Source organism: Streptomyces luteogriseus, from assembly GCF_014205055.1.
GTDB classification, from domain to species: Bacteria; Actinomycetota; Actinomycetes; order Streptomycetales; family Streptomycetaceae; genus Streptomyces; species Streptomyces luteogriseus.
Genome location: NZ_JACHMS010000001.1, coordinates 1,289,304 through 1,314,424, shown reverse-complemented (window position 1 = coordinate 1,314,424; position 25,121 = coordinate 1,289,304). Strand labels below are relative to the sequence as shown.

The following is a 25,121-nucleotide window of genomic DNA, read 5'->3' as shown; positions in this document are numbered from 1 at the left end:
GTCAAGGCTTGAACCAGTGGGAGCGCTCCCATAGTGCGGACACGTCAGGTACCGGTCAAGGTCCTTGAAGAGTCGAAAAGATTCGACGCCCCGCGTTGAGCAAAAGTCAGCAACTCCCCTGTTCTTTACTGTCACTTGGCGCTACCTTCCTTGGCACCAGTGGGAGCGGTTCCATCAGTCGACGCGTCCGTCACGGCGCGCCCGACCTGCAAGGAGTCGCTCATGCGACACCCCCCGCGTTCAGTACTTTGAGCCGCCGCCGGCGCGCGACGCCCGCGTGCGGCGGACAGTTGCCGCCCCGCGTCGGCCGCGTACGACGCCGCCGGGCTCCGCCCTGCCCGCGAACACCTCACCGCTCCGAGAACCCCCCACGGAACCGCGGAATTCGCAAGGAACCCCAACGGAAGAGGGACCCCCACTCATGAGCCGTACGAGAACCGCGTTACTGGCCGCCGTGGCCCTGGTCGCCGGCGCGACCGGCACCGCGTTCGCCGTCGACCCCGGCACGGCCGGCATCGCGGCAGTCCCCTGCACCGTCGACTACAAGATCCAGAACCAGTGGAGCACCGGCTTCACCGCCGCCGTGACGCTCACCAACAACAGCGCCGCCAAGTCCTCGTGGTCGCTGAAGTGGTCGTATGCCGGCGACCAGAAGGTCACCAGCGGCTGGAACGCCAAGATCAGCCAGAGCGGCGCCGCCGTCACCGCCGCCAACGAGGCCTACAACGGCCAGCTGGCGACCGGCGGTTCGGTGAGCTTCGGCTTCCAGGGCAGCTACAGCGGCAGCAACGCGATCCCGGCCACCTTCACCCTCGACGGCGTGACCTGCAACGTCGACGGCGGTGGCGGCCCCACGGACCCGCCGGACCCGGGGGGACCGTCCACCCGCGTGAACAACCCCTACGAGGGCGCGAAGGTGTACGTGAACCCGGAGTGGTCCGCGAACGCCGCCGCCGAGCCCGGCGGCAGCCGGGTCGCCAACCAGCCGACCGGTGTATGGCTGGACCGCATCGCCGCGATCAACGGCGCCGGCGGAAAGATGGGCCTGCGCGAGCACCTCGACGAGGCCCTGCGCCAGAAGGGGTCCGGCGAGCTCGTCGTCCAGTTCGTCATCTACAACCTGCCCGGCCGGGACTGCTCCGCCCTCGCCTCCAACGGCGAGCTCGGCCCGACGGAGATCGACCGGTACAAGACGGAGTACATCGACCCGATCAAGGCGATCCTCGCCGACCCGAAGTACGCCTCGCTGCGGATCGTCACCACGGTCGAGATCGACTCGCTGCCGAACCTCGTCACCAACACCGGCAGCCGCCCGACAGCCGTCCCGCAGTGCGACGTGATGAAGGCCAACGGCAACTACGTCAAGGGCGTCGGCTACGCGCTCAACAAGCTCGGCGACGTGCCCAACGTCTACAACTACGTCGACGCCGGGCACCACGGCTGGATCGGCTGGGACGACAACTTCGGTCCCACCGCCACCATCATGAAGGAGGCGGCGACCGCCGAGGGCGCCACGGTGAACGACGTCCACGGCTTCATCACCAACACGGCGAACTACAGCGCCCTGAAAGAGGACCACTTCACCATCAGCGACACCGTGGCCGGCAAGTCCGTCCGCGAGTCGAAGTGGCTCGACTGGAACCGCTACGTCGACGAGCTGTCCTACGCCCAGGCGTTCCGCAGCCAGCTGGTCTCGTCCGGCTTCAACTCGAGCATCGGCATGCTGATCGACACCTCCCGCAACGGCTGGGGCGGCACCGCACGGCCCACCGGACCAGGCGCGACGACCAGCGTCGACACGTACGTCGACGGCGGGCGCTACGACCGCCGCTTCAACGGCGGCAACTGGTGCAACCAGTCCGGAGCCGGCCTCGGCGAGCGCCCGAAGGCCGCCCCGGCCGCGGGGATCGACGCGTACGTGTGGATGAAGCCGCCGGGCGAGTCCGACGGGGCGAGCAAGCAGATCCCCAACGACGAGGGGAAGGGCTTCGACCGCATGTGCGACCCGACCTACACGGGCAACCCGCGCAACAACAACAACATGTCCGGTGCCCTGCCGGACGCGCCGCTGTCCGGGCACTGGTTCTCCGCCCAGTTCCGGCAGCTGATGCAGAACGCGTACCCGCCGCTGTCCTGACCCGTCCTCGCTGACCGGCTGATCCGCCGGGGCCCCGGCCCCGGCGGATTTGCCGCACCGGCAACAGCAGTGGCCTCCCCTCGGTGCGTCGGCGCACGCTGACCGCATCCGAGCGAGAGGCTGAACACCATGGCGCACGACCACGACCACGACCCCGTTCACCGGCAGGGCCACGGCCACCACCACGACCACACCGACATCGACTGGGCGGCGATGGCCCCGATGCTGGAATCCCAGGCCGAGCTGTTCACGTCGATGTACGAGCGGGCCCTGGCCTGGCTGGCGAAGGAGGTGACCGAACCGGGCCTGATCGTCGACGCGGGCAGCGGGCCCGGCGTCGTGTCGTGTCTGTTCGCCGAGACGTTCCCGGGCGCCCGCATCGTGGCCGTGGACGGCTCGGAGCCGCTGCTGGAGCTGGCCCGGGCCCGGGCGGAGCGGCAGGGGGTGGCCGACCGTTTCGGCACGGTTGCCGGGGAACTTCCGGACGTCCTGGGCGAGTTGGACTACCCGGCCGATCTGCTGTGGGCCAGCCGGACCCTGCACCACCTCGGCGACCAGCGGGCCGGGCTCGTCGCGTTCGCGGCCCGGCTGGCACCCGGCGGCACCCTGGCCCTCATGGAGGGCGGGCTGCCCGCCCGGTTCCTGCCCCGCGACATCGGCATCGGCCGCCCCGGCCTCCAGGCGCGCATGGACGCGCTGGAGGAGGAGTGGTTCACGAAGATGCGGCAGGACCTCCAGGGCCATGTCGCCGAGCCGGAGAACTGGCCCGCCCTGCTGGCCGCAGCGGGCCTGACGCACACCCGGACGCACAGCTTCCTCCTGGACCTTCCCGCCCCGGCCTCGGACCGCGCCCGCGCCCACGTCATCGACTCCCTGACGCGTTTTCGGGACACCCTCGCGGAGGGCCTCGACCACGACGACCGCGCCACCCTCGACCGCCTCCTCGACCCCGACGACAAGGCGGGCCTGCACCACCGCCAGGACGTGTTCGTGCTGGCGGCCCACACCGTGCACACCGCGGTCCGGCCCGCGTAGCTCCGCGTCCCTCACCGTCGAGGCCCTTGACACCGAGGCCCTTGACTTCGAGAGCGCTCCAGCTGATGGACTCCCCGGCATCGCACTCCGGCCGACACCACAGGGGGAGATCCATGGCTCAGGTCGCGCTCATCACCGGCGGCGGCGGGGGTCCCCCTGCTCGAGCGAAGTCGAGAGCTTGGGGGAGGGATCGGTGCCGCTGTCGCACGGCAGTTGCTGGACGCCGGGCACCGGGTGGCGGTCACCGGCCGCGGGGAGGAGCGGCAGCGTGACTTCGCCGAGGAACTGGGACGCCCCGAGGGGCTGCTGACACTCGTCGGTGACACCGCCGTGTACGACGACGTCCGCTCGGCGGTGGACAGCACTCTCAACTCTGAGATGCGGAAACGGAAGCGCCCCGGCCCGGGCCCCGCGACGGGGCTCCGGGCCGGGGCGCTTCCGGTGGTCCGGCACTGCGAGGGATTCCGGACCCGGGTGCCGCCGGTACGGCTCAGGCGCCGTTGAACTCCGCCGGGTCCGGGCCGATGCGCCGGTCCTCGTTCAGGGCGCTGATCGCCGCCAGGTCCTCGTCGTCGAGGCTGAAGTCGAAGACCTCGATGTTCTCCTTGATCCGCGACGGCGTCACGGACTTCGGGATCACCACGTTGCCCAGCTGGATGTGCCAGCGCAGCACGACCTGGGCCGGGGTGCGCTCGTGCTTGCGGGCGATGGCCACGATCGCCGGGACCTCCAGCAGACCCTTGCCCTGGCCGAGCGGCGACCAGGCCTCCGTGGCGATGCCCTGCTCCGCGTGGTACGCGCGGGAGGCGCCCTGCTGCAGATGCGGGTGCAGCTCGATCTGGTTCACCGCGGGGACGACCGACGTCTCGCCGATCAGCTTCCGAAGGTGCTCGGGAAGGAAGTTGGAGACGCCGATGGCCCGGATCCGGCCGTCGGCGTGCAGCTTCTCGAACGCCTTGTAGGTGTCGACGTACAGACCCCGCTCCGGCGTCGGCCAGTGGATCAGGTACAGGTCGACGTAGTCCAGGCCGAGCTTCTCCAGCGACGTGTCGAAGGCGCGCAGCGTGGCGTCGTAGCCCTGGTCGGCGTTCCAGAGCTTCGTGGTGACGAAGAGCTCCTCGCGGGGGACGCCGGAGCCGGCGATGGCCTTGCCGGTGCCCTCCTCGTTGCCGTAGATCGCCGCTGTGTCGATGCTGCGGTACCCGGCCTCCAGCGCCGTCGCGACGGCCGTCTCGGCCTCGTCGTCCGGCACCTGCCAGACGCCGAAGCCCAGCTGGGGCATCTCGACGCCGTTGTTCAGGATGATCGGGGGGACCTTGCTCACGAGCTCTCGATCCTTCGCTAAGTGGTCAGGTGTTCCTACCCATCGTCAACGATCACAGGCGGTGATGCATTCCTGACGGGAGATTCCGAAGCCACACCTGCCCCGCGATGCGGACGTCACGCCCGGTAGAGCGCTTCGACCTCGTTCTCGTACGCCTTTTCGATCGCCTTGCGCTTCAGCTTCAGCGACGGGGTCAGCAGCCCGTGCTCCTCCGTGAACGGCTGGGCGAGTATGCGGAAGGTGCGGATCGACTCGGCCTGCGAGACCAGGGTGTTGGCGGCGACCACCGCACGGCGCACCTCCGTCTCCAGATCCGCGTCGCGCACCAGCTCCGCGGGGGACATCTGCGGCTTGGCCCGCATGGCCAGCCAGTGCTCGACGGCCTCCTGGTCGAGGGTGACCAGGGCGGCGATGTACGGGCGGTCGTTGCCGACGACGATGCACTGGTTGACCAGCGGGTGGTCCCGGACGCGTTCCTCCAGCACACCGGGTGACACACTCTTGCCGCCGGATGTGACCAGGATCTCCTTCTTGCGGCCGGTGATGGTGAGGAAGCCGTCCTCGTCCAGCGCGCCGAGGTCGCCGGTGGCGAGCCAGCCGTCGTGCAGGGTCGCGTCGGTGGCCTTCTGGTTGTTGAGGTACCCCTGGAAGACGTTCGCGCCGTGCAGCCAGATCTCGCCGTCGTCCGCGATGTGCACGGTCATGCCGGGAATGGGCAGCCCGACCGTGCCGAAGCGGGTGCGCCCTGGCGGGTTGGCGGTCGCGGCGGCGGTGGTCTCCGTCAGGCCGTAGCCCTCGTAGATGTGCACGCCCGCCCCGGCGAAGAACAGCCCGAGCCGGCGGTCCATCGCCGAGCCGCCGGACATGGCGTGCTTGATGCGGCCGCCCATCGCGGCGCGGATCTTGGTGTAGACGAGCTTGTCGAACAGCTGGTGCTGCATGCGCAGGCCCGCCGACGGGCCGGGGCCGGTGCCCCAGGCCTTGGCCTCCATCGCGTCCGCGTACTTGATGGCGATGTCGACGGCCTTCTCGAACGGGCCGGAGCGGCCCTCCTTCTCGGCCTTGCGGCGGGCCGCGTTGAACACCTTCTCGAAGATGTACGGCACGGCCAGGAAGAACGTCGGCTTGAACGCGGCCAGGTCCGGCAGCAGGGCCGCCGCGTTCAGCTGCGGCTGATGGCCGAACTTCACCTTGCCGCGGATGCCGGCGACCTGGACCATACGCCCGAAGACGTGCGCGAGCGGCAGGAACAGCAGGGTCGCCGCCTCGTCGCCGCGCTTGGAGTGGAACACCGGCTCCCAGCGCTCGATGACGGTGTCCGCCTCGTACATGAAGTTGCCGTGCGTGATGACGCAGCCCTTGGGGCGGCCGGTGGTGCCCGAGGTGTAGATGATCGTGGCGACCGAGTCGGGTGTGACGGCCTGCCGGTGGCGGTGCACCACCTCGTCGTCGAGGTGCGCGCCCGCGTCGTACAGCTCGTGCACGGCCCCCGAGTCGAGCTGCCACAGGCGGCGCAGCCGGGGCAGCCGGTCGATGACGGTGGCGATCGTCATGGCGTGGTCCTCGTGCTCCACGACCGCGGCCGTCACCTCGGCGTCGTACAGCATCCAGAAGCACTGCTCGGCCGAGGACGTCGGATAGACCGGCACGACCTGGGCGCCGATCGTCCACAGCGCGTAGTCGAAGAGGGTCCACTCGTAGCGGGTGCGGGACATGATCGCGACCCGGTCGCCGAACCGGATGCCGCTCGCCAGCAGCCCCTTGGCCAGGGCGAGCACCTCGTCGCGGAACTCGGCGGCGGTGACATCCCGCCACTGGCCCGCGTCGTCCTTGCGGCCCAGCGCGATGTGCAGCGGGTCTTCCCGGGCATGCTCGAAGACCACGTCGGCCAGACCACCCACCGGAGGTGCCAACGCCAACGGAGGGTTGGTGAACTCGCGCAATCCCCGCTCCCCGCTCCTCAGCGCTTCAGTCGAGTGACGCCCCGCACAGCGCCGTGAAAGCTACCCCAACCGGCCAGGGGGCGGGAGGGGGTGCGAAGGCGAGCGGCCCCCTCGTATGCGCTGGTCAGTCAGGGAAAAAAGCGCTCACATGGGGAAGGGTCGGACACAATCCTGACGGTTGAGTAAGTTTCGGTGCCGTAATCTCCACCGAATCTGTACGAGTCCGGCCGGGGCGCGTCGCGCCTCACTGCGGGGTCTCTTCGGTCAGCGGGGCGACGGCGGATTCTGTCACTCCGCTTCGTCACAGCCCCTTGCGCTCGCTGCGGTGCAGACGGTCCCCACCTGCCAGGATCGCCGCCGCGAGGGCGTCCGCCGCGCCCTGGGCGGAGGGCCGGCGCCGGCCGTGGACGAGGACGAAGTCGACCTGCCCCAGCTCCGGCAGCCCCGCCCGCTCCGGGACCCGGACCAGTCCCGGCGGGATGAGGCCCCGGGAGTGGGCCATCACCCCGAGCCCGGCCCGGGCCGCCGCGACCAGGCCGTTGAGGCTCCCGCTGGTGCACACCACGCGCCAGTCCCGGCCCTGCCGCTCCAGGGCCTCCAGGGCGAGCGCGCGGGTGATGCCCGGCGGCGGGTAGACGATGAGCGGCACCGGGCGGTCCGGGTCGAGCCGGAGCCGCTCCGCGCCGATCCACACCAGCCGGTCGTGCCGGACCAGCTCGCCCCGCGGGTCCTCGGGTCGCCGCTTGGCCAGCACGAGGTCCAGCTTCCCGGCCGCCAGCTGCTCGTGCAGCGTGCCCGACAGCTCGACCGTCAGCTCCAGGTCGACCTCCGGGTGCTCGTGCCGGAAGCCCTCGAGGATCTCGGGCAGCCGGGTCAGCACGAAGTCCTCCGAGGCGCCGAAGCGCAGCCGGCCGCGCAACCGGGTGCCCGTGAAGAACGCCGCCGCCTGCTCGTGCACCTCCAGGATCCGGCGCGCGAAGCCGAGCATGGCCTCGCCGTCCTCCGTCAGCTCCACCGAGTGGGTGTCCCGGGTGAACAGCGTGCGCCCGGCGGCGTCCTCGAGCCGCCGCACGTGCTGGCTGACCGTCGACTGCCGCAGCCCGAGCCGCCGCGCGGCCTGCGTGAAGCTCAGCGTCTGCGCCACCGACATGAAGGTGCGCAGATGGGACGGGTCGTACATGCCCCTCACGTTATCGCGAAACGCGATGACAGTGAGAGCCGTATACGGGATTCCCGATCGCCGGACCGCGGAGCAGGATGGAAGGGGGCCGCTGCGGCCCCGGACCGACCGAAGTACCAAGCAAGTGGAGCACCGTGAAACGCCTGCGCTGGCCGAGCCGGCTGCCGATCGACCCCTACATCCTGCTGCTTCTCGGGACGGTGGGCCTCGCCGCGCTGTTCCCGGCACGCGGGCCGGCCGCGGATGTCGCCTCCGGCGCCTCCACGGCGGCGGTCGCCCTCCTCTTCTTCCTGTACGGTGCCCGGCTGTCCACCCGCGAGGCGCTCGACGGGCTGCGCCACTGGCGGCTCCACGTCACGGTCCTGGCCTGCACCTTCCTGGTCTTCCCGCTGCTCGGGCTCGCGGCCCGCGGGCTGGTCCCGGTGATCCTGACGGACCCGCTCTACCAGGGACTGCTCTTCCTCACGCTCGTCCCGTCGACCGTGCAGTCGTCGATCGCCTTCACGTCGATGGCCCGCGGCAACGTGCCCGCCGCGATCTGCGCGGGCTCCTTCTCCTCCCTCGTCGGCGTCGTCGCCACCCCGCTGCTCGCGGCCTCGCTGCTCGGCGGCAACGGCGGCGGCTTCTCCGCCGACTCGCTGCTGAAGATCGTGCTGCAACTGCTGGTGCCGTTCCTCGCCGGACAGGTGCTGCGGCGCTATATCGGCAGCTTCGTCACTCGCCACAAGAAGGTCCTCGCCCTGGTGGACCGCGGTTCGATCCTGCTCGTCGTCTACACCGCGTTCAGCGCGGGCATGGTGCAGGGCATCTGGCACCAGGTCAGCCCCGCCCGGCTCGGTGGCCTGGTCGTCGTCGAGGCGGTGATCCTCGCCGTGATGCTGCTGTTGACCTGGTACGGCGGCAAGGCGCTGCGCTTCGGCCGCGAGGACCGGATCGCGATCCAGTTCGCCGGCTCGAAGAAGTCCCTGGCCGCCGGACTGCCCATGGCGAGCGTCCTGTTCGGCGCGCAGGCGGCGCTGGCCGTGCTGCCGCTGATGCTCTTCCACCAGATGCAGCTGATCGTCTGCGCGGTGATCGCCAAGCGGCGCGCCCGGGAGGCGTCGGCGGAGGTCACCGCACCGAAGCCAGGCGCAACGACACGAAGCGCGGTCGGTACAGGGACACGTTCCGGCTGAGCTGGGCCGCGGCGCCCGTCGTCTCCAGCCAGTTGACGTCGTAGCTCAGCACGAGCCGCCCGTCGCCGCTCAGCACCGGATGCGCCTGCGGGTTGTAGGCGGCGACCTGCCCCTGGGGCAGCGGTGGGCTGAATTCCTTCGCCGGACCGTGCCACGGCCCGGCCGGCGAGCAGGACCAGTAGGACGCGACGGTGGTGAGCCCCTTCGGGCCGGCGGCCATCGTGAACAGCACGTACGTGCCCCCTTCCCGGACGACCGAGAACGCGCTGCCCACGCCCTTGCGCCGCCCGTCCCCGAGCACCGGCCGGGGGCGGGCGCCGGGCACCCACGCCGAACCGCTCCAGTACTGCCAGGCCGACGGGTCGCCGAGCGCGCCCTTGGGCACCCGGGCCGCGTACGCGTGCGACACGGGCCGGGAGGCGGCCCGGCCGTCGTCGCCGCCGAACACATAGGTCCAGCCGTCCTCCTCGACCAGCGACGTACCGAACAGCACCCGCCGGGACGGGTCGGGGACCCGCTGCTGGCCGAGCACTTCGACGACCGACTCCAGGCGCAGGCCGGGCAGCGACAGCGTGGCGACCTCGGTGGCGGTGGGCACGCCGTAGATCCAGGGCGCCTGGCCCGCCGTGCGCACCCACAGCAGCACTCGGACGACCTGCTCCGAGGAGCCGGGGGAGCGGGGTTCGACGCGGGCGGCGACCGGCCAGCGCCACTGGTTCGGCGCCGGGTCGGCGAACAGCGGGGCGGGCAGGGTGGTGTCGAGGCGGCCGTCGCGCATCAGCACCGCCGAGTTGCGCACCAGCGGCGTGCCGGCGTCCCGCCAGGCGTAGGACTCGCCGTGCGGGTTGGGCGGGCCGTACACCCGGCCCAGATAGGTGTCCGAGAACAGCCACAGCACCCGGCCGTCCGGCAGCCGCACCGAGTGGGTGCCGTCGCCGCCGGTCCAGTCGTCCGTGCGGCTCGCGTCGTCGCCGTAGCGGGAGAACTCGGCGGTGAGGCCGTCGTCCGTCTTCCAGGAGCCGACCGTGAGCGCCGGACAGGAGTCGTCCGGCCTCTCGTCGTCCGGAAGGGCGATGAGCAGCGCGGCGCCGAGAACCAGGACCAGCAGCAGGCCGATCCCGGTTCCCGTGCGCTGTCGTGCTCGTGCTGCTCCTGAGTCGTCGGGCACGTCGGGTGACGTTAGTTGCTGCCGCTCACCTGGTCCATGGGGAGCCACAGCACCGTGCCCCGGGAGGCCGCGCCCGACGCGCCGGAGGCCAACTCCTCGTCGCTCAGGGCCCGTTTCCACACCCGGACGTCGTCGATCGCTCCGGTGAGGAACGCCCGGCTGTCCATGCGCTGCCCGATGTGCACGCCGAACGGGGAGTTGCGGCTGACCGAGCCGGGCACGTCCGCGGTGCCGATCGCCTCGCCGTCGAGGAAGAGCGTCAACCGCCCTCCGCCGCGGCGCAGGGCCAGATGGTGCCAGCGGCCGTCGTTGTGGGCGCCGTCGGCCGCCACCGAGGCGGACCTGACGGTCGTCGCGCCGGACCGGGTGGTGATCAGCCCCCGGACCCGGTTGCTCGCCGGTTCCCCGCGCAGCCAGATCTGCGGCTGGGTGGTGCCGATGCCGCCCATCCACAGGAAGGGCTGTTCGCCGGTCGTGGCCGTGTAGCGGAAGTGCAGCGAGGCCGTGAAGTCCCCCTCGCCGAGCGGGAGCCGGGACCGGTAGGGCAGCCGTACGGCGTCGTCGCTGCCGTCGAACGACAGCGCGCCCCCGCGGACGCCGGCCGTGCGCCGGGCGCCGCCGAGCACCGCCGCGGGCCTGGCGCCCGCGGCCGCGTCGCGCGTGGTCGGGTCGGCGCCCCGGCGCGGCTTCAGCCAGTCCTCGGTGAAGCGGGCGAAGCGGATCTCGTCGCGCGCGTCGGCCGCGCCGCCCTCGTACAGCAGGCCCACCGTCGTGCCGTCGACGGCCGCCATGTCGGAGTAGCCCGACCAGTCCGTGGTGACGACCGTGCCCCGGTCCACGCTCTCCCAGGTGCGTCCGCCGTCGTAGGAGGAGCGGACCATCATCGTGCGGCGGCGGTCGGGGTCGGCCGGGGCGGACAGCAGCATCCGGTCGCCCAGGCGCAGGGTCGCGCCCTGGACCTGTGGGGTGTACAGATCCGGGAGGTCGCGGAACGGCGTGGCGAAGCTGTCGCCGCCGTCCGTGCTGAGGGTCTGGGAGCGGTGTCCGAGGTCGGTGCCGTCCTGCTCCCGGCCGCTGACGAGCAGGGCGCCGTCGGCGCGTTCGGCGAGCGTCACCTCGGACGGCTTCTGCCGGAACACGCCGTCCGGCCCTATGGGCCAGGTGTCCGTGGCGCCGACGCGCCAGGAGTCGCCGCCGTCGTCGCTGACCACCAGCGCGGCGTGGTTGGCGGAGACCCGGCTGCCGTTCCACGTCTCGGTGTTGACGCCGAAAACCAGCCGCCCGGCATGCCTGCCGCGGGTCAGCTGGATGCCGTGCACGGGTCCGGTCGCGTACCAGGAGTTCCAGTGTTCGGGCAGGATCTCGTCGCTCAGATCGCGCGGCTCCGACCAGGTGCGGCCGTCGTCGTCGCTGTGCTGCAGGTGCGGGGTGCGGTCACAGGGGACGGTGCAGTTTCCGGTGTCCGTACGGCCGGTGTTGTACGTCTCGGCCAGCAGGATCCGGCCCGTGCCGCGGTCCACGACCGGCGCCGGGTTGCCGTGTGTGTCGCCCGCGCCCTCGGTGACGACCTGGAGCGGCCCCCAGGTGCGGCCGCCGTCGGTGGAACGCTTGAGGACGATGTCGATGTCGGCCGCGTCACCGCAGTTGAGGACGCGGCCCTCGGCGAACGCCAGGAGTGTGCCGCTGGTGGTGCGCACGATCGCCGGGATCCGGAAGCAGGCGTAGCCCGGGTCCTGGGACGCCTTGAAGAGCACCTGCTGGTCGAACTCCGGTGAAGCGGCCGCGGGTTGGCTGTGCGCCGGGGCGGTCGGCGCGAGCAGCGCGCCGGCGGCGACGGCGGCTGTCAGGGTGGATCTCAGACGTGCGTGAAGACGTGACGGCATGGTGCGACCTGCCCTTCATGCGTCTGTCGGCTGGACCACCGGGGCGTGGGAACAGACATCCGGTCATTCGGACATCCCACGTCCCATGTGTGGGCCACAGACGGTACTTGGGTTCACAGACCCCCCACAAGAAGCGTGCGTCAGGGGATCAGGACGACCTTGCCCAGGTTGGACCGCCCCTCGATCTCCCCGTGCGCCTTGGCAGCGTCCTCCAGGGCGAACTCCCCGTGGACGACGGGCCTGAGCTCCCCGGCCGCGAACAGGCGCCACAGCTCCTCACGCCACCGCTCGTACAACTCCGGCTTCCCGCGGGCGATACGGGCCATCTGGAATCCGATCACCGACTTGGCGCCCACGAGCAGGTCGTACGCCTGGATGGTGCCACCGCCCGAGCCGTACGCCACCAGCCGCCCCTCGGGGACGAGGGCGTGCAGCGCAGGGGTGAGCAGCTCGCCGCCGACCGCGTCCAGGACGTAGTCGACCGGGGTGCCCCAGCCGGTGTCGCCGTACGTGATGACGTGGTCGGCGCCGAGGCCCCGGACGAACTCGGCCTTGGCCGCGTCGGAGACGGCTCCCACGACCCGTCCGGCGCCGCGCGTCCTGGCCAGTTGCAGGGCCAGGTGGCCGACTCCGCTCGCGGCCGCGGTGACCAGGACCGCCTCGCCCGGCTCGGGGCGGGCCGCCTCCAGGGCACCGAGGGCGACCAGTCCGCTGCGGACCAGGGCGACCGCGTCGACGGCGCTCGCGTCCGCCGGAACCGGGGAGGTCATGGCCTCGTGCAGCAGCGCGAAGTCGGCGTAGCCGTGGCCGAAGCAGAGTCCGGTCACCCGGTCGCCGGTGCCGAAACCCGTGACGCCCTCGCCGACGGCCATGACCTGCCCGGCGATCTCGCCGCCGAGCGGGACGGGCTCGGCCGACTCGGTGACCTTGCGTACGACCGGGAGCGTCACGCCGATCGCCTCCGCGCGCACGAGCAGCTCTCCGGGGCCGGGCACGGGGAGCGGGGCCTCCTCCACGAAGAGAGGGCCGCCTCGGGATTCGTAGCGGACGCGGCGCATCGCACCTCCGGGGTCGTTGGTGATCCCCATGAATTCATGGGGGAGCCCAACGGTATAGGAGGATCATAGGAAGAACCAACGACTTTGCGGTTAGGCTGCGCCCATGTCGGAAGCCCCCCTCCCCGCGATCCGCTCCCTGCCCAGCTGGCTGCTCGGCCGCGCCGCCGCCCGCGGCCGGGCCCTGGTGGCCGAGGCACTGGCCGGGGAGGACATGCGGATGTGGCACCACGTCGTACTGTCCGCCGTGCGTGACCTCGCGCCCGTCGCCCAGGCCGACCTCGGCCGCGGGATCCGGCTGGACCCCAAGGACCTGGTCGGTGTGCTCAACGAGCTCCAGGCGGCCGGTCTGGTGGTCCGCGAGCCCGACTCGAAGGACCGCCGCAAGAACGCGGTGTCCCTCACGGAACAGGGGGCACGGCTGCTGAAGCGCTGCGAGAAGGCGGCCCGCGCCGCCAACGACGAACTGCTCGCACCGCTGTCGGCGGCCGAGCGGGAACAGCTCATGGAGATGCTGCTCCGGATATCCGCCACGGCCGAGTAGGCGCGACGCCCCGGGGCGCCGCGACCGGGCAGGCCGAGACGGGGCCCCTACGGCGCAGGGGGCGCTCCCCGCCGGTCGGGGCCCCGCCGCCGTGTCGCGGGAGGGACCTGCTCAGCCCTGGGCGGCCGCGGCCCGCACAGCGATCCGGTCCGCACCCGCGTACACGTTCATGGAGCTGCCCCGCAGGAAGCCCACCAGCGTCAGACCCGCCTCGGCGGCCAGGTCCACCGCCAGCGAGGACGGGGCCGACACCGCCGCCAGCACGGGGATGCCCGCCATCACGGCCTTCTGCGCCAGCTCGAAGGAGGCCCGGCCCGAGACGAGCAGGACCGCCCGGGACAGCGGCAGGTCCCCGCTCTGCAGGGCACGGCCGACCAGCTTGTCGACCGCGTTGTGCCGGCCCACGTCCTCCCGGACGTCCAGCAGCTCGCCCTCTTCCGAGAACAGGGCCGCCGCGTGCAGGCCCCCGGTCCGGTCGAAGACCCGCTGGGCCGCGCGCAGCCGGTCGGGGAGGCCCGCGAGCAGCTCGGGGGAGAGCCGGACCGGGGGAGTGTCGGCGACGGGCCACCGGGCCGTGGTGCGCACCGCGTCCAGCGACGCCTTGCCGCACAGCCCGCAGGAGGACGTGGTGTAGACGTTGCGCTCCAGCGTGATGTCAGGGATCACCACGCCTGGGGCCGTCTTCACGTCGACCACGTTGTACGTGTTCGATCCCTCGGACGTCGCCCCGGCGCAGTAGACGATGTTCTGCACGTCCTGCTGCCCGGCCAGCACCCCCTCGCTGACCAGGAACCCCGCCGCCAGCGCGAAATCGTCGCCAGGGGTGCGCATGGTGATCGCCAGGGGCTTGCCGTTGAGCCGGATCTCCATCGGCTCCTCGGCGACGAGCGTGTCCGGCCGGCTGGAGACCACCCCGGCCCGGATGCGGATCACCTTGCGTCGTTCCGTGACTCGTCCCATGTCCTGATCAGTCCCGGTTCTGTACGTGCTGGTAGCCGAAGCGGCCCTTGATGCAGAGGTTGCCGTGGGTCACCGGGTTGTCGTGCGGCGAGGTGACCTTCACGATCTCATTGTCCTGCACGTGCAGCGTCAGGTTGCAGCCCACGCCGCAGTACGCGCACACCGTGGTCGTCTCCGTCTGCCGCGCCTCGTCCCAGGTACCCGCCGCCCGCATGTCGAACTCGGACTTGAAGGACAGCGCGCCCGTGGGGCACACCTCGATGCAGTTCCCGCAGTACACGCACGCAGAGTCCGTCAGCGGCGCGTCGTGCTCCACCGCGATCCGGGCGTCGAAACCGCGTCCCGCGACCGAGATCGCGAAGGAGTTCTGCCACTGGTCACCACAGGCGTCCACACACTTGTAGCAGAGGATGCACTTGTCGTAGTCGCGGACGTACAGCTCGTCGTCGACCCTCGGCTCCTCGTTCAGCCGCGCCGCGTCCGGGCCGAAGCGGTCCGGCTTCGCCTCGTACTCCTTGAGCCACCCGGCGACCTCCGGGGTCGTCGACAGGTCGACCGAGGACGCGAGCAGTTCCAGGACGACCTTGCGGCTGTGCCGGGCGCGCTCGGTGTCCGTGCGCACCTCCATCCCCGGCTCGGCCTTGCGGGAGCAGGCCGGGACCAGCGTCCTGGCCCCCTCGACCTCGACGACGCAGAGCCGGCAGGCGTTCTTCGGGCGCAGGGTGTCGCCCTCGCACAGGGTCGGGATGTCCTTCCCGGCCGCCCGGCAGGCGTCCAGGATCGTCGAGCCCTCGGGGACCCGGGCCTCCTCGCCGTCGAGGGTGAACTCCAGCATGCGGCGCGGGATCCCCAGCGGTGTGACGGTCATTCGTACGCCCCCAGACGGTCGATGGCGGATTCCACGGCGTTCCACGCGGTCTGCCCCAGACCGCAGATCGAGGCGTCCCGCATGGCGCGGCCGACCTCCCGCAGCAGCGCGATGTCGTCGGCTGCGTCGGCGCCCGTGCGCTCCACGATCCGGTGCAGCGCCTCCTCCTGCCGCACCGTCCCGACCCGGCAGGGCACGCACTGCCCGCACGACTCGTCGCGGAAGAACTCCGCGATGCGCAGCAGCAGCCGGGGCAGGGGCACGCCGTCGTCGAAGGCCATGACGACCCCCGAGCCGAGCGTCGTGCCCGCCTCGCGCGTCCCTTCGAAGGTGAGCGGCACGTCCAGCTCGTCGGGCCGTACGAAACCGCCGGCCGCCCCGCCGAGCAGCACCGCCCGCAGCCCCTCGCGCACCCCGGCCAGGGCGAGCACCTCGCCCAGCGTCGCGCCGAACGGCACCTCGTAGACACCGGGCCGCTCCACACTCCCCGACACACAGAACAGCTTCGGGCCGGTGGAGCGCCCCGTGCCGATCTCCGCGTACGCCGGGGCACCCATGGTCAGGATCGGCAGGACGTTGACCAGCGTCTCCACGTTGTTCTCGACCGTCGGCTTACCGAACAGGCCCTTCTCCACCGGGAACGGCGGCTTGGAGCGGGGCTCGCCCCGATAGCCCTCGATGGAGTTGAACAGGGCCGTCTCCTCACCGCAGATGTAGGCGCCCGCGCCGCGCCGGATCTCGATGTCGAAGGCGTAACCCTGCCCGAGGACGTCGTCGCCGAGCAGCCCGCGCGCACGGGCCTGCGTGATCGCGTGCTCCAGCAGGTGCAGGGCGCGCGGGTACTCGCCGCGCAGATACAGGTAGCCCTTGTGCGCGCCGGTCGCGTACCCGGCGACCGTCATCGCCTCGACGAGCGCGTACGGGTCGCCCTCCATGAGCACCCGGTCCTTGAAGGTGCCCGGCTCCGACTCGTCGGCGTTGCAGACGAGGTGGTGCGGACGGTCGGGCTGGGACGCCGTGGCCTGCCACTTGCGGCCGGTGGGGAAGGCGGCGCCGCCGCGCCCGACCAGACCCGAGTCGGTGACCTCGCGGATGACCCCGGCGGGACCCAGCTCGAAGGCCCGGCGCAGGGCGGTGTAGCCGCCGTGGGCGCGGTAGTCGTCGAGGGACGACGGGTCGACCACGCCGACGCGGTGCAGCAGCATCAGACCGTCCTGCCCCGCCTGGGGCACCGCCAGCGCGGCCGGTGGCTCCTCGGGCGCGGAGCCGGGCGAGTTCGCGGCGAGCACGGCCTCCTCGACGGTCGCCGGCGCCGAGACCGCCGTACGGACGGGGTCCCCGGCCTTGATCGCGAGTGCGGCCGGCGCCCGTTCGCACAGGCCCAGGCACGGGCTGCGCTCGACACTCACCCCGCTGCCGGGGCCCAGCCGCGCCTCGATCCCGGCGCACAGCCGAGGCGCCCCGGCCGCCGCGCACGCCAGGTCCGTGCACACGTGCAGCACGGTCGCCGGACGGGGCCTGACCGAGAACATGGCGTAGAAGGTGGCGACCCCGTAGGCCTCCGCCGGCGGCACCGTCAGCCGCCGGCACAGGTAGTCGAGGGCGCCCTCGCTGATCCAGCCGATCCGGTCGTTGACGGCGTGCAGCCCCGGCAGCAGCAGGTCGCGGCGGTCCCGGGCCTCGCGTCCGCCACGCGCCCACCTCAGATCGGCGTCGGAACGGTCGGCACCCTCCCAGGAGGACTCGGGAGGCCCGAGCAGGGCGTCGACGGCCGACCGTTCCTCGTCCGTCGGTTTGCTGTCACCGAAGTGCAGGTCCACGTACGTTCACCCCACGATGGTCGCGATGGGCAGCTTCTCGATCCGGATCGCCGACGCCTTGAACTCCGCCGTCCCCGCGATCGGGCAGTTCGCCTCGATCGTCAGCTGGTTGGTGTCCACCTCGTCCGGGAAGTGCATGGTCATGAAGGCGAGCCCCGGCCGCAGCGCGGTGTCCACCCACACCGGCGCGGTCACCGACCCGCGCCGCGAGGTCACCTGGACGTGCTCGCCGACCACGACCCCGTAGCGCTCGGCGTCCTCCGGGCTCAGCTCGATGAACTCGCCGCGCCTGAGCGGCGAGGCGTAACCGCCGCTCTGCACGCCGGTGTTGTACGAGTCGAGCCGCCGCCCGGTGGTGAGCCGGACCGGGAACCGCTCGTCGGTGAGGTCCACGGGCGGGTCGTGCTGCACGATCCCGAATGGCGCGAGCGGGCCGCGCCGCGCCGGGTCGGACTCCCACAACCGGCCGTGCAGATACGTCGGTTCGATGTCGTCCGTGCTCGGGCAGGGCCACTGGATGCCCTGGTGTTCCTCCAGGCGCTCGTACGTCATGCCGTAGTGGTCGGGCGAGACGGACCTCAGTTCGTTCCACACGGTCTCGGCGTCGGCGTACTTCCAGTCGTGCCCGAGGCGGGCGGCGAGGTCGCAGATGATGTCGATGTCCTCGCGGGCCTCGCCGGGCGGGGTGACGGCCTTGCGGACGCGCTGGACCCGCCGTTCGCTGTTGGTGGTCGTGCCGTCGGTCTCGGCCCAGCCGGCGGTGGCCGGCAGCACGACGTCGGCGAGCTGGGCCGTCTTCGTGAGGAAGATGTCCTGAACGACCAGGAAGTCCAGGGCCTTCAGCCGCCGTACGGCCTGCTCGCTGTCCGCCTCGGACTGCGCCGGGTTCTCACCGATGCAGTAGACGGCCTTGAGCGTGCCGTCCTCCATGGCCTCGAACATCTCCGTGAGGTTCAGGCCGTAGTGCGGCTGGATGACGGTGTCCCAGGCCGACTCGAACTTGAGCCGGGTGTCCGGGTCGAGGATGTCCTGGAAGCCGGGCAGCCGGTTGGGGATCGCGCCCATGTCGCCGCCGCCCTGCACGTTGTTCTGCCCGCGCAGGGGTTGCAGGCCCGAGCCGTAGCGGCCCACGTGCCCGGTGAGCAGCGACAGGTTGATCAGGGCGCGGACGTTGTCGGTGCCGTTGTGGTGCTCGGTGATGCCCAGGGTCCAGCACAACTGGGCCCGTTCGGCACGGGCGTAGGCGTGCGCGAGTTCGCGGATCGCCGCGGCCGGTACGCCCGTGACCTTCTCGGCGAGCGACAGCGTCCACGGCTCGACCAGGGCCTTGTACTCCTCGAAGCCGCTGGTGGCCCGCGCGATGAACGCCTCGTTCGCGAGGCCCGCATGGATGATCTCGCGGCCGATCGCGTGCGCCATCGGGATGTCCGTGCCGACGTTGATCCCCATCCAGCTCTCCGCCCACTCGGCGGTCGACGTCCGGCGCGGATCGACCGCGTACATCCGGGCGCCGTTCCTGATCCCCTTCAGCACGTGCTGGAAGAAGATCGGGTGTGCGAACCGGGCGTTGGAGCCCCACATCACGATGACGTCGGTGTGTTCGATCTCCTCGTACGACGACGTGCCGCCGCCCGAGCCGAACGCCGCGGACAGGCCCGCCACGCTCGGGGCGTGGCAGGTGCGGTTGCAGGAGTCGACGTTGTTGGTGCCCATGACGACCCGGGCGAACTTCTGCGCCACGTAGTTCATCTCGTTGGTGGCGCGGGCGCAGCTGAACATCCCGAAGGCGTCGCGGTTGCGCCCGAGGCCCAGGGCGGCCCGGTCCAGGGCCTCCTCCCAGGTGGCCTGCCGGAACGGCTCATCGCGGGAGTCACGGACGAGGGGGTGGGTGAGCCGGGTGTAGGTCGTGGGGGTCCGGTCGCGTTGCCTCATGCGGCGCTCCTCAGCGAGAGCAGGTCCGAGATGGCGTGCACGGTGCGCAGGGTGGGCACCTCCACGCCGGTGATGTCCGCCAGCTCGACGACCGCCGCGAGCAGCACGTCGAGTTCGAGCGGCTTGCCGCGCTCCAGGTCCTGGAGCGTGGAGGTGCGGTGGTCGCCGACCCGCTCGGCACCGGCGAGCCGGCGCTCGATGGAGACACCGACCTCGCAGCCGAGGGCCTCGGCGACCGCCAGCGTCTCGGTCATCATGATCTCGATGACCTTGCGGGTGCCGCCGTGCAGACACATCTGCCGCATGGTCGCGCGGGCCAGGGCGCTGATCGGGTTGAAGGAGATGTTGCCGAGCAGCTTGACCCAGATGTCGCTGCGCAGGTCCGGTTCCACCGGGCACTTCAGACCGCCGGCCTGCATGGCCTCGCTGAAGTCGAGACAGCGGGCGGAACGGCTGCGGTCGGGCTCGCCGACGGAGAACCGCGTGCCCTCCAAGTGGCGTACGATCCCCGGCCCTTCGAGTTCGGTCGCCGCGTAGACGACACAGCCGATGGCCCGTTCGGGCGCGAGCACCGCACTGACCGCGCCGTCCGGGTCGACACTCTCGACGCGGTGGCCGTCGTACGGGCCGCCGTGCCGGTGGAAGTACCACCAGGGGATGCCGTTCTGGGCCGCGACGACCGCGGTCGTCTTGTGCAGCAACGGCGCGATCAGCGGCCCGCACGCCGCGTACGCGTTTGCCTTCAGGCCCAGGAAGACATGGTCGACCGGGCCGACTTCGGCCGGGTCGTCGGTGGCGTGGGGGTGCGCGGTGAAGTCACCGCGTGGGCTGCGCACCCGGACTCCGTGCTGCCTCATGGCCGCCAGATGCGGTCCACGGGCGATGAGATGCACCTCGGCGCCCGCGCGGTGGAGCGCGGCGCCGACGTAGGCGCCGATGGCACCGGCGCCGAGAACTGCGACTTTCACGGGAACACTCCGTTCGGTTTGAGGGATACCGCGGAGGTGGCTGCCGTCCGGCCGCCCACGGGTCGCGTATGGCTCGCGGACGGCTTGTGTCGACGAAATATTGTCTACAGTATGGAGGTTGGGGCGGCAAGGGTCCGCGCGCCGACCGTTCGGCGCATGCCGGATACCGTTCACCGCATACGGTCGACGCCGCGCTTCTCAACTCCCGTGCGGATCCCTACCGTCCGGGGTTCATGAGTCCCCCAGTCGCGCCCCCGGGCTGGAGCCGCTGGCTCGTCCCGCCCGCCGCTCTCTCCGTACATCTCTCCATCGGCCAGGCCTACGCCTGGAGCGTGTTCAAACCGCCCCTGGAGTCCGCGCTCGGCCTCAGCGGCACCCAGAGCGCGCTGCCCTTCCAACTGGGCATCGTCATGCTCGGTCTGTCCGCCGCGTTCGGCGGCACCCTCGTCGAGCGCAACGGCCCGCGCTGGGCGATGACCGTCGCCCTGGTCTGCTTCTCGTCCGGCTTCCTGCTCTCCGCGCTGGGCGCGTCCCTGGAGCAGTACTGGCTGATCGTCCTCGGCTACGGCTTCGTCGGCGGCATCGGTCTCGGCATCGGCTACATCTCGCCCGTCTCCACACTGATCAAGTGGTTCCCGGACCGGCCCGGCATGGCCACCGGCATCGCCATCATGGGCTTCGGCGGTGGTGCGCTCATCGCCTCGCCGTGGTCGGCCCAGATGCTGGAGTCGTTCGGCGGCGACAGCACCGGCATCGCACTCGCCTTCCTGGCCCACGGGCTGTCGTACGCCGTGTTCATGCTGCTGGGTGTGCTGTTGGTCCGGGTGCCCCGCACCGAGAAGCCCGTGGAGAGCGGTCCCAGTGTCCTCGCCGGCCCGCAGGTCTCCGCGAAACAGGCCATCCGTACCCCACAGTTCTGGCTGCTGTGGATCGTGCTCTGCATGAACGTCACCGCCGGCATCGGCATCCTGGAGAAGGCCGCGCCGATGATCACGGACTTCTTCGCGGACACCTCCACCCCGGTGTCGGTGACGGCCGCCGCCGGCTTCGTCGCGCTGCTGTCCGCGGCGAACATGGCCGGCCGCATCGGCTGGTCCTCGACGTCCGACCTGATCGGCCGCAAGAACATCTACCGCGTCTACCTGGGCGTCGGCGCCGCGATGTACGCCCTCATCGCCCTCTTCGGCGACTCCTCCAAGCCGCTGTTCGTCCTCTGCGCGCTGGTCATCCTCTCCTTCTACGGCGGTGGTTTCGCCACGGTTCCTGCCTATCTGAAGGATTTGTTCGGTACGTACCAGGTCGGCGCCATCCACGGGCGGCTGCTCACCGCCTGGTCCACGGCCGGGGTGCTCGGCCCGCTGATCGTGAACTGGATCGCCGACCGGCAGGAGGAGGCGGGCCGGCACGGCGCGTCCCTGTACGGGCTGTCGTTCGTCATCATGATCGGGCTGCTCGTCGTCGGCTTCGTCGCCAACGAACTGGTGCGGCCCGTCGACCCCCGCCACCACGTCCCCGCCCCGAAGGAGGCCGCCCATGGCCGGCGACAGCAGTCAGAGTCCGCCTAGCCCGGACCGGCGGTGGCTGATCGCCCTCGCCTGGGTGTGGGTGGGCGTCCCGCTCGCCTACGGGGTGTACGAGCTCGTCCGCAAGGCGACGCAGCTGTTCACCGGTTAGGAGCCGGGCGCGGTCGGGAGCCGGCGGCGCCGGGTGGGCATTCGACAGGTGTCCGGGCGTCCGGGCTCCTGACCGAAGCTGACAACCCCGGCGCTCGTTTCCTGTCGCCTTGGCTGCCGTCGTACTCGTGAGTCACTGATCAGACTGGTGGATCCGCTACCCAAGGCAACGAGGGGGATCCACCCAATGAACGGCTCGCGCATCGCCGCCGTCGGCCACTATCAGCCCGCCAAGGTCCTCACCAACGAGGATCTGGCAAGCCTGGTGGACACCAGTGACGAGTGGATCAGGAGCCGGGTGGGCATCCGTACGCGTCACATCGCCGGGCCCGACGAGCCGGTCGACGAGCTGGCCGCCCATGCCGCCGCCAAGGCCCTCGCCGCCGCCGGACTGACCCCGGCGGACATCGACCTGGTGCTGGTCGCCACCTCCACGGCGGTCGACCGCTCGCCCAACATGGCGGCCAGGGCCGCGGCCCGCCTGGGCATCCCGCAGGCCGCCACCATGGACCTCAACGTGGTGTGCGCGGGCTTCACCCACGCCCTGGCCACCGCCGACCACGCCGTCCGCGCGGGGGGCGCGAGCCGGGTGCTGGTCATCGGGGCCGACAAGATGTCCGAGGTGACCGACTGGAGCGACCGCACCACCTGCGTGCTGGTGGGGGACGGGGCCGGGGCCGCGGTGGTGGAGGCCGCCGACGAGCCGGCGATCGGTCCGGTGCTGTGGGGCTCGGTGCCCGAGATGGGCAACGCGGTGCGCATCGAGGGCACCCCGCCGCGCTTCGCCCAGGAAGGGCAGAGCGTCTACCGCTGGGCCACCACACAGCTGCCGCCCATCGCGCGCAAGGCCTGTGAGCGGGCGGGGCTGGAGCCGGCCGACCTCGCCGGAGTGGTGCTGCACCAGGCGAACCTGCGCATCATCGAGCCCCTCGCGCAGAAGATCGGCGCCGTCAACGCCGTCGTCGCACGCGATGTCACCGAGTCCGGCAACACCTCGGCCGCGAGCATCCCGCTGGCCTTCTCGAAGCTGGTCGAGCAGGGGGCGCTGACCACGGGCGACCCGGTGCTGCTGTTCGGCTTCGGCGGAAACCTGTCGTACGCGGGGCAGGTCGTGCGCTGCCCCTGAGCGCGGCTCGGTCCCTCGTGGTGTGACGGGGTCAACTCCCCGAAAGCCTGGCTCTTGTGCGCCGTAGACTGTAGACGAAAGACAATCAATACTGATTCTGCGGCGATACCGGCTCGCGCCGCGCTGTGCACGGCCCTGCCGAGGAGGGGGACCGCGATGCTGTCGACAGGCCTGCCCCAGGGGGCGGTACCCAAGCTGGAACGCCCGGGTCCGCTGCGCGACCGTGTCTACGAGGCACTGCTCGAACTCATCACCACCCGTGCGCTCCAGCCCGGCCAGCATCTCGTCGAGAGTGAACTCGCCGGGCATCTCGGGGTCTCCCGGCAGCCGGTGCGTGAGGCGCTGCAACGGCTCAACACCGAGGGGTGGGTCGATCTGCGGCCCGCGCAGGGCGCGTTCGTGCACGAGCCGACGGAGGAGGAGGCCGACCAGCTCCTCACGGTCCGTACGCTGCTGGAGGCCGAGGCCGCCCGGCTCGCGGCGGCCAACGCCGACAGCGCGGGCATCGCCGCCCTGGAATCGCTGTGCGCCGAGGGCGAGAAGGCCGTCGAGGCCGACGACGTGGACGGGGCCGTCGCCATGAACGCCCGATTCCACGCCAAGATCATGGAGCTCGCCGGCAACGCGGTCCTCGCCGAACTCGCCGCCCAGGTCGACCGGCGGGTGCGCTGGTACTACACGCCTGTGGCCCGTCGGCGCGGTCACCAGTCCTGGATCGAGCACCGGGAGTTGATCGCGGCGGTCTCCGACCGGGACGAACAGCGTGCCACCCAGCTGATGCGCGCACACACCGAGCACACGCGCCGGTCGTACCACGCGCGTTCCCGCTCGTAGCTCGTAGCTCGTAGCTCCCGTAGCTCCGGGGCTCCTGTTCTCCCGTAGCTCCGGGGCTTCGTGGCGCCACCGTGTCCGGCTGCGAGGTGTGGCACCCGTCGCCACCGCTTTGTCCTGTGAGTGGAAAAAGTGGGGGGCAATTCCTGCGCGACTTCTTCCCACTCCCGGCAGCCGCTGCTACGTTCCCTCCGAAAGCAAGCCACCGAGGTGGCGGAAAACCGGCGCGCACAGGCCGATCAGGCGGGGAGGGGCTCGTGAGACGTATGACCGCGCGACCCGCGAACGCCCACCAGGCCCGGCTGCTCAAGCTGCTGCGTGACGGCGGTCCCAACTCCCGTGCCCAGCTGGGCGACCAGGTCGATCTCTCGCGGTCCAAGCTGGCCGTGGAGGTGGACCGGCTGCTGGAGACGGGGCTGGTGGTGGCCGACGGACTCGCCGCCTCGCGCGGTGGCCGCCGCTCCCACAACATCCGGCTCAACCCCGAACTGCGCTTCCTCGGCGTGGACATCGGCGCGACCTCGGTCGACGTCGCCGTCACCAACGCCGAGTTGGAGACCCTCGGGCACCTCAACCAGCCCATGGACGTGCGCGAAGGCCCCGTCGCGGTCTTCGAGCAGGTCCTGGCCATGGCCGCGAAACTGCGGGCCTCCGGGCTCGCGGAGGGGTTCGACGGCGCCGGCATCGGCGTCCCGGGCCCGGTCCGCTTCCCCGAGGGCATCCCGGTGGCCCCGCCGATCATGCCGGGCTGGGACGGCTTCCCCGTGCGGGAGGCGCTCAGCCAGGAACTCGGCTGCCCTGTCATGGTCGACAACGACGTGAACCTGATGGCGATGGGGGAGCAGCACGCGGGCGTTGCCCGCACCGTCGCCGACTTCCTCTGCGTCAAGATCGGCACCGGCATCGGTTGCGGCATCGTCGTCGGCGGTGAGGTCTACCGCGGTACGACGGGCAGCGCCGGCGACATCGGGCACATCCAGGCCGTCCCCGACGGCCGCCCCTGTGCCTGCGGCAACCGCGGCTGCCTGGAGGCCCACTTCAGCGGGGCCGCCCTGGCCCGTGACGCCACGGAGGCCGCCCAGCAGGGACTTTCGGCCGAACTGGCATCGCGGCTGGAGACGAACGGCGGCCTCAGCGCCGTCGACGTGGCCGCGGCGGCCTCCGCCGGTGACGCCGCTTCCCTCGATCTGATCCGCGAGGGCGGCAACCGCACCGGCCAGGTCATCGCCGGCCTGGTCAGTTTCTTCAACCCCGGCCTGGTGGTGATCGGCGGCGGGGTGACCGGCCTCGGCCACACCCTGCTCGCCGCGATCCGTACCCAGGTCTACCGCCAGTCGCTGCCGCTGGCGACCGGCAACCTGCCCATCGTCCTGGGCGAACTCGGTCCCACCGCCGGAGTCATCGGCGGGGCCCGGCTCATCAGCGACCACCTGTTCTCACCCGCGTAGTCCGTCTCGACAGCACGGCTCATCAGCACAGCGCCCTGCCCCGCTCTGCCT

20 protein-coding genes and 1 pseudogene are annotated in these 25,121 nt (G+C 71.4%); 10 read left to right on the top strand and 11 right to left on the bottom strand.

Translation table 11 applies throughout. The annotated features are described in order from the left end of the window. The first annotated feature begins 421 nt into the window (after positions 1-421). The 3 genes and pseudogenes from BJ965_RS06025 to BJ965_RS06015 form a co-directional block, all read left to right on the top strand. Positions 422-2,137 (top strand): glycoside hydrolase family 6 protein, encoded by a 1,716-nt coding sequence (locus tag BJ965_RS06025; RefSeq protein ID WP_184907719.1) that lies wholly within the window; start codon positions 422-424, stop codon positions 2,135-2,137. Positions 2,138-2,266: 129 nt separating this feature from the next. Then, positions 2,267-3,172: a class I SAM-dependent methyltransferase gene (locus BJ965_RS06020; protein WP_184907718.1), complete on the top strand. Its 906-nt coding sequence runs from the start codon at positions 2,267-2,269 to the stop codon at positions 3,170-3,172. A 156-nt stretch (positions 3,173-3,328) separates the two neighbouring features. After that, a pseudogene (locus BJ965_RS06015) lies at positions 3,329-3,541 on the top strand (SDR family NAD(P)-dependent oxidoreductase); the annotation flags it as partial. A 121-nt stretch (positions 3,542-3,662) separates the two neighbouring features. Here BJ965_RS06015 and BJ965_RS06010 read toward each other — a convergent pair. From BJ965_RS06010 to BJ965_RS06000, 3 genes are all read right to left on the bottom strand, one after another. Further along, the gene (locus BJ965_RS06010; RefSeq protein WP_184916827.1) at positions 3,663-4,454 is read right to left on the bottom strand and encodes an aldo/keto reductase; all 792 of its coding nucleotides are present in this window, start codon (positions 4,452-4,454) and stop codon (positions 3,663-3,665) included. Positions 4,455-4,612: 158 nt separating this feature from the next. Continuing rightward, the gene (locus BJ965_RS06005) at positions 4,613-6,439 is read right to left on the bottom strand and encodes an AMP-dependent synthetase/ligase (protein ID WP_184907717.1); all 1,827 of its coding nucleotides are present in this window, start codon (positions 6,437-6,439) and stop codon (positions 4,613-4,615) included. 301 nt (positions 6,440-6,740) lie between these two features. Continuing rightward, complete coding sequence (locus BJ965_RS06000; RefSeq protein ID WP_184907716.1) at positions 6,741-7,619, bottom strand: LysR substrate-binding domain-containing protein; 879 nt, start codon at positions 7,617-7,619, stop codon at positions 6,741-6,743. A 161-nt stretch (positions 7,620-7,780) separates the two neighbouring features. Between BJ965_RS06000 and BJ965_RS05995 the strand changes: the two genes are divergently transcribed. Further along, on the top strand, positions 7,781-8,794 hold the full coding sequence (locus BJ965_RS05995) for a bile acid:sodium symporter family protein (RefSeq protein ID WP_246546521.1): 1,014 nt from the start codon (positions 7,781-7,783) through the stop codon (positions 8,792-8,794). On the opposite strand, the gene BJ965_RS05990 is transcribed toward BJ965_RS05995, so the two are convergent. The 3 genes from BJ965_RS05990 to BJ965_RS05980 all read right to left on the bottom strand — a co-directional run bounded on the left by BJ965_RS05990 (position 8,730) and on the right by BJ965_RS05980 (position 12,903). Next, the gene (locus BJ965_RS05990) at positions 8,730-9,962 is read right to left on the bottom strand and encodes a DUF4185 domain-containing protein (RefSeq protein ID WP_184907714.1); all 1,233 of its coding nucleotides are present in this window, start codon (positions 9,960-9,962) and stop codon (positions 8,730-8,732) included. The genes BJ965_RS05995 and BJ965_RS05990 overlap by 65 nt on opposite strands. An 11-nt stretch (positions 9,963-9,973) precedes the next feature. Further along, positions 9,974-11,845 carry a sialidase family protein gene (locus BJ965_RS05985; RefSeq protein ID WP_184907713.1) on the bottom strand — a complete coding sequence of 624 codons (1,872 nt, stop codon included), beginning with the start codon at positions 11,843-11,845 and terminating at the stop codon, positions 9,974-9,976. Positions 11,846-11,985: 140 nt separating this feature from the next. Beyond that, positions 11,986-12,903 (bottom strand): quinone oxidoreductase family protein, encoded by a 918-nt coding sequence (locus BJ965_RS05980; RefSeq protein WP_184916824.1) that lies wholly within the window; start codon positions 12,901-12,903, stop codon positions 11,986-11,988. A 103-nt stretch (positions 12,904-13,006) separates the two neighbouring features. On the opposite strand from BJ965_RS05980, the gene BJ965_RS05975 reads away from it, so the two are divergent. After that, complete coding sequence (locus tag BJ965_RS05975) at positions 13,007-13,444, top strand: MarR family winged helix-turn-helix transcriptional regulator (RefSeq protein WP_184907712.1); 438 nt, start codon at positions 13,007-13,009, stop codon at positions 13,442-13,444. A gap of 111 nt (positions 13,445-13,555) precedes the next feature. Here BJ965_RS05975 and fdhD read toward each other — a convergent pair whose 3' ends face one another. From fdhD to BJ965_RS05950, 5 genes are read right to left on the bottom strand one after another with little or no spacing between them, the layout of a single operon-like run. Further along, positions 13,556-14,404, bottom strand: coding sequence for a formate dehydrogenase accessory sulfurtransferase FdhD (gene fdhD, locus BJ965_RS05970; RefSeq protein WP_184907711.1), 849 nt, complete (start codon positions 14,402-14,404; stop codon positions 13,556-13,558). Between the two features lie 7 nt (positions 14,405-14,411). Then, positions 14,412-15,272 carry a 2Fe-2S iron-sulfur cluster-binding protein gene (locus BJ965_RS05965; protein ID WP_184907710.1) on the bottom strand — a complete coding sequence of 287 codons (861 nt, stop codon included), beginning with the start codon at positions 15,270-15,272 and terminating at the stop codon, positions 14,412-14,414. Further along, positions 15,269-17,092, bottom strand: coding sequence for an NADH-ubiquinone oxidoreductase-F iron-sulfur binding region domain-containing protein (locus BJ965_RS05960; RefSeq protein ID WP_184907709.1), 1,824 nt, complete (start codon positions 17,090-17,092; stop codon positions 15,269-15,271). The genes BJ965_RS05965 and BJ965_RS05960 overlap by 4 nt, the downstream gene beginning before the upstream one ends. 6 nt (positions 17,093-17,098) lie before the next feature. Continuing rightward, positions 17,099-19,024: a molybdopterin oxidoreductase family protein gene (locus BJ965_RS05955; protein WP_184907708.1), complete on the bottom strand. Its 1,926-nt coding sequence runs from the start codon at positions 19,022-19,024 to the stop codon at positions 17,099-17,101. Then, a complete protein-coding gene (locus BJ965_RS05950) occupies positions 19,021-19,992 on the bottom strand; it encodes a 2-dehydropantoate 2-reductase (protein WP_184907707.1) in 972 nt (323 codons plus the stop codon). Before BJ965_RS05950 ends, BJ965_RS05955 begins: the two co-directional genes overlap by 4 nt. A gap of 233 nt (positions 19,993-20,225) precedes the next feature. On the opposite strand from BJ965_RS05950, the gene BJ965_RS05945 reads away from it, so the two are divergent. The 5 genes from BJ965_RS05945 to BJ965_RS05925 all read left to right on the top strand — a co-directional run bounded on the left by BJ965_RS05945 (position 20,226) and on the right by BJ965_RS05925 (position 25,070). Further along, a complete protein-coding gene (locus BJ965_RS05945; RefSeq protein WP_184907706.1) occupies positions 20,226-21,557 on the top strand; it encodes an OFA family MFS transporter in 1,332 nt (443 codons plus the stop codon). Then, positions 21,526-21,666, top strand: a complete 141-nt coding sequence (locus tag BJ965_RS05940; RefSeq protein ID WP_184907705.1) for an MFS transporter small subunit — start codon at positions 21,526-21,528, stop codon at positions 21,664-21,666. Before BJ965_RS05945 ends, BJ965_RS05940 begins: the two co-directional genes overlap by 32 nt. Positions 21,667-21,852: 186 nt before the next feature. Then, positions 21,853-22,791, top strand: a complete 939-nt coding sequence (locus tag BJ965_RS05935) for a beta-ketoacyl-ACP synthase III (protein WP_184907704.1) — start codon at positions 21,853-21,855, stop codon at positions 22,789-22,791. A gap of 156 nt (positions 22,792-22,947) precedes the next feature. Next, entirely contained in the window at positions 22,948-23,625 is a 678-nt protein-coding gene (locus BJ965_RS05930; protein ID WP_184907703.1) for a GntR family transcriptional regulator, read from the top strand. Positions 23,626-23,888: 263 nt separating this feature from the next. After that, a complete protein-coding gene (locus tag BJ965_RS05925) occupies positions 23,889-25,070 on the top strand; it encodes an ROK family transcriptional regulator (RefSeq protein WP_030843648.1) in 1,182 nt (393 codons plus the stop codon). Positions 25,071-25,121 lie beyond the last annotated feature (51 nt).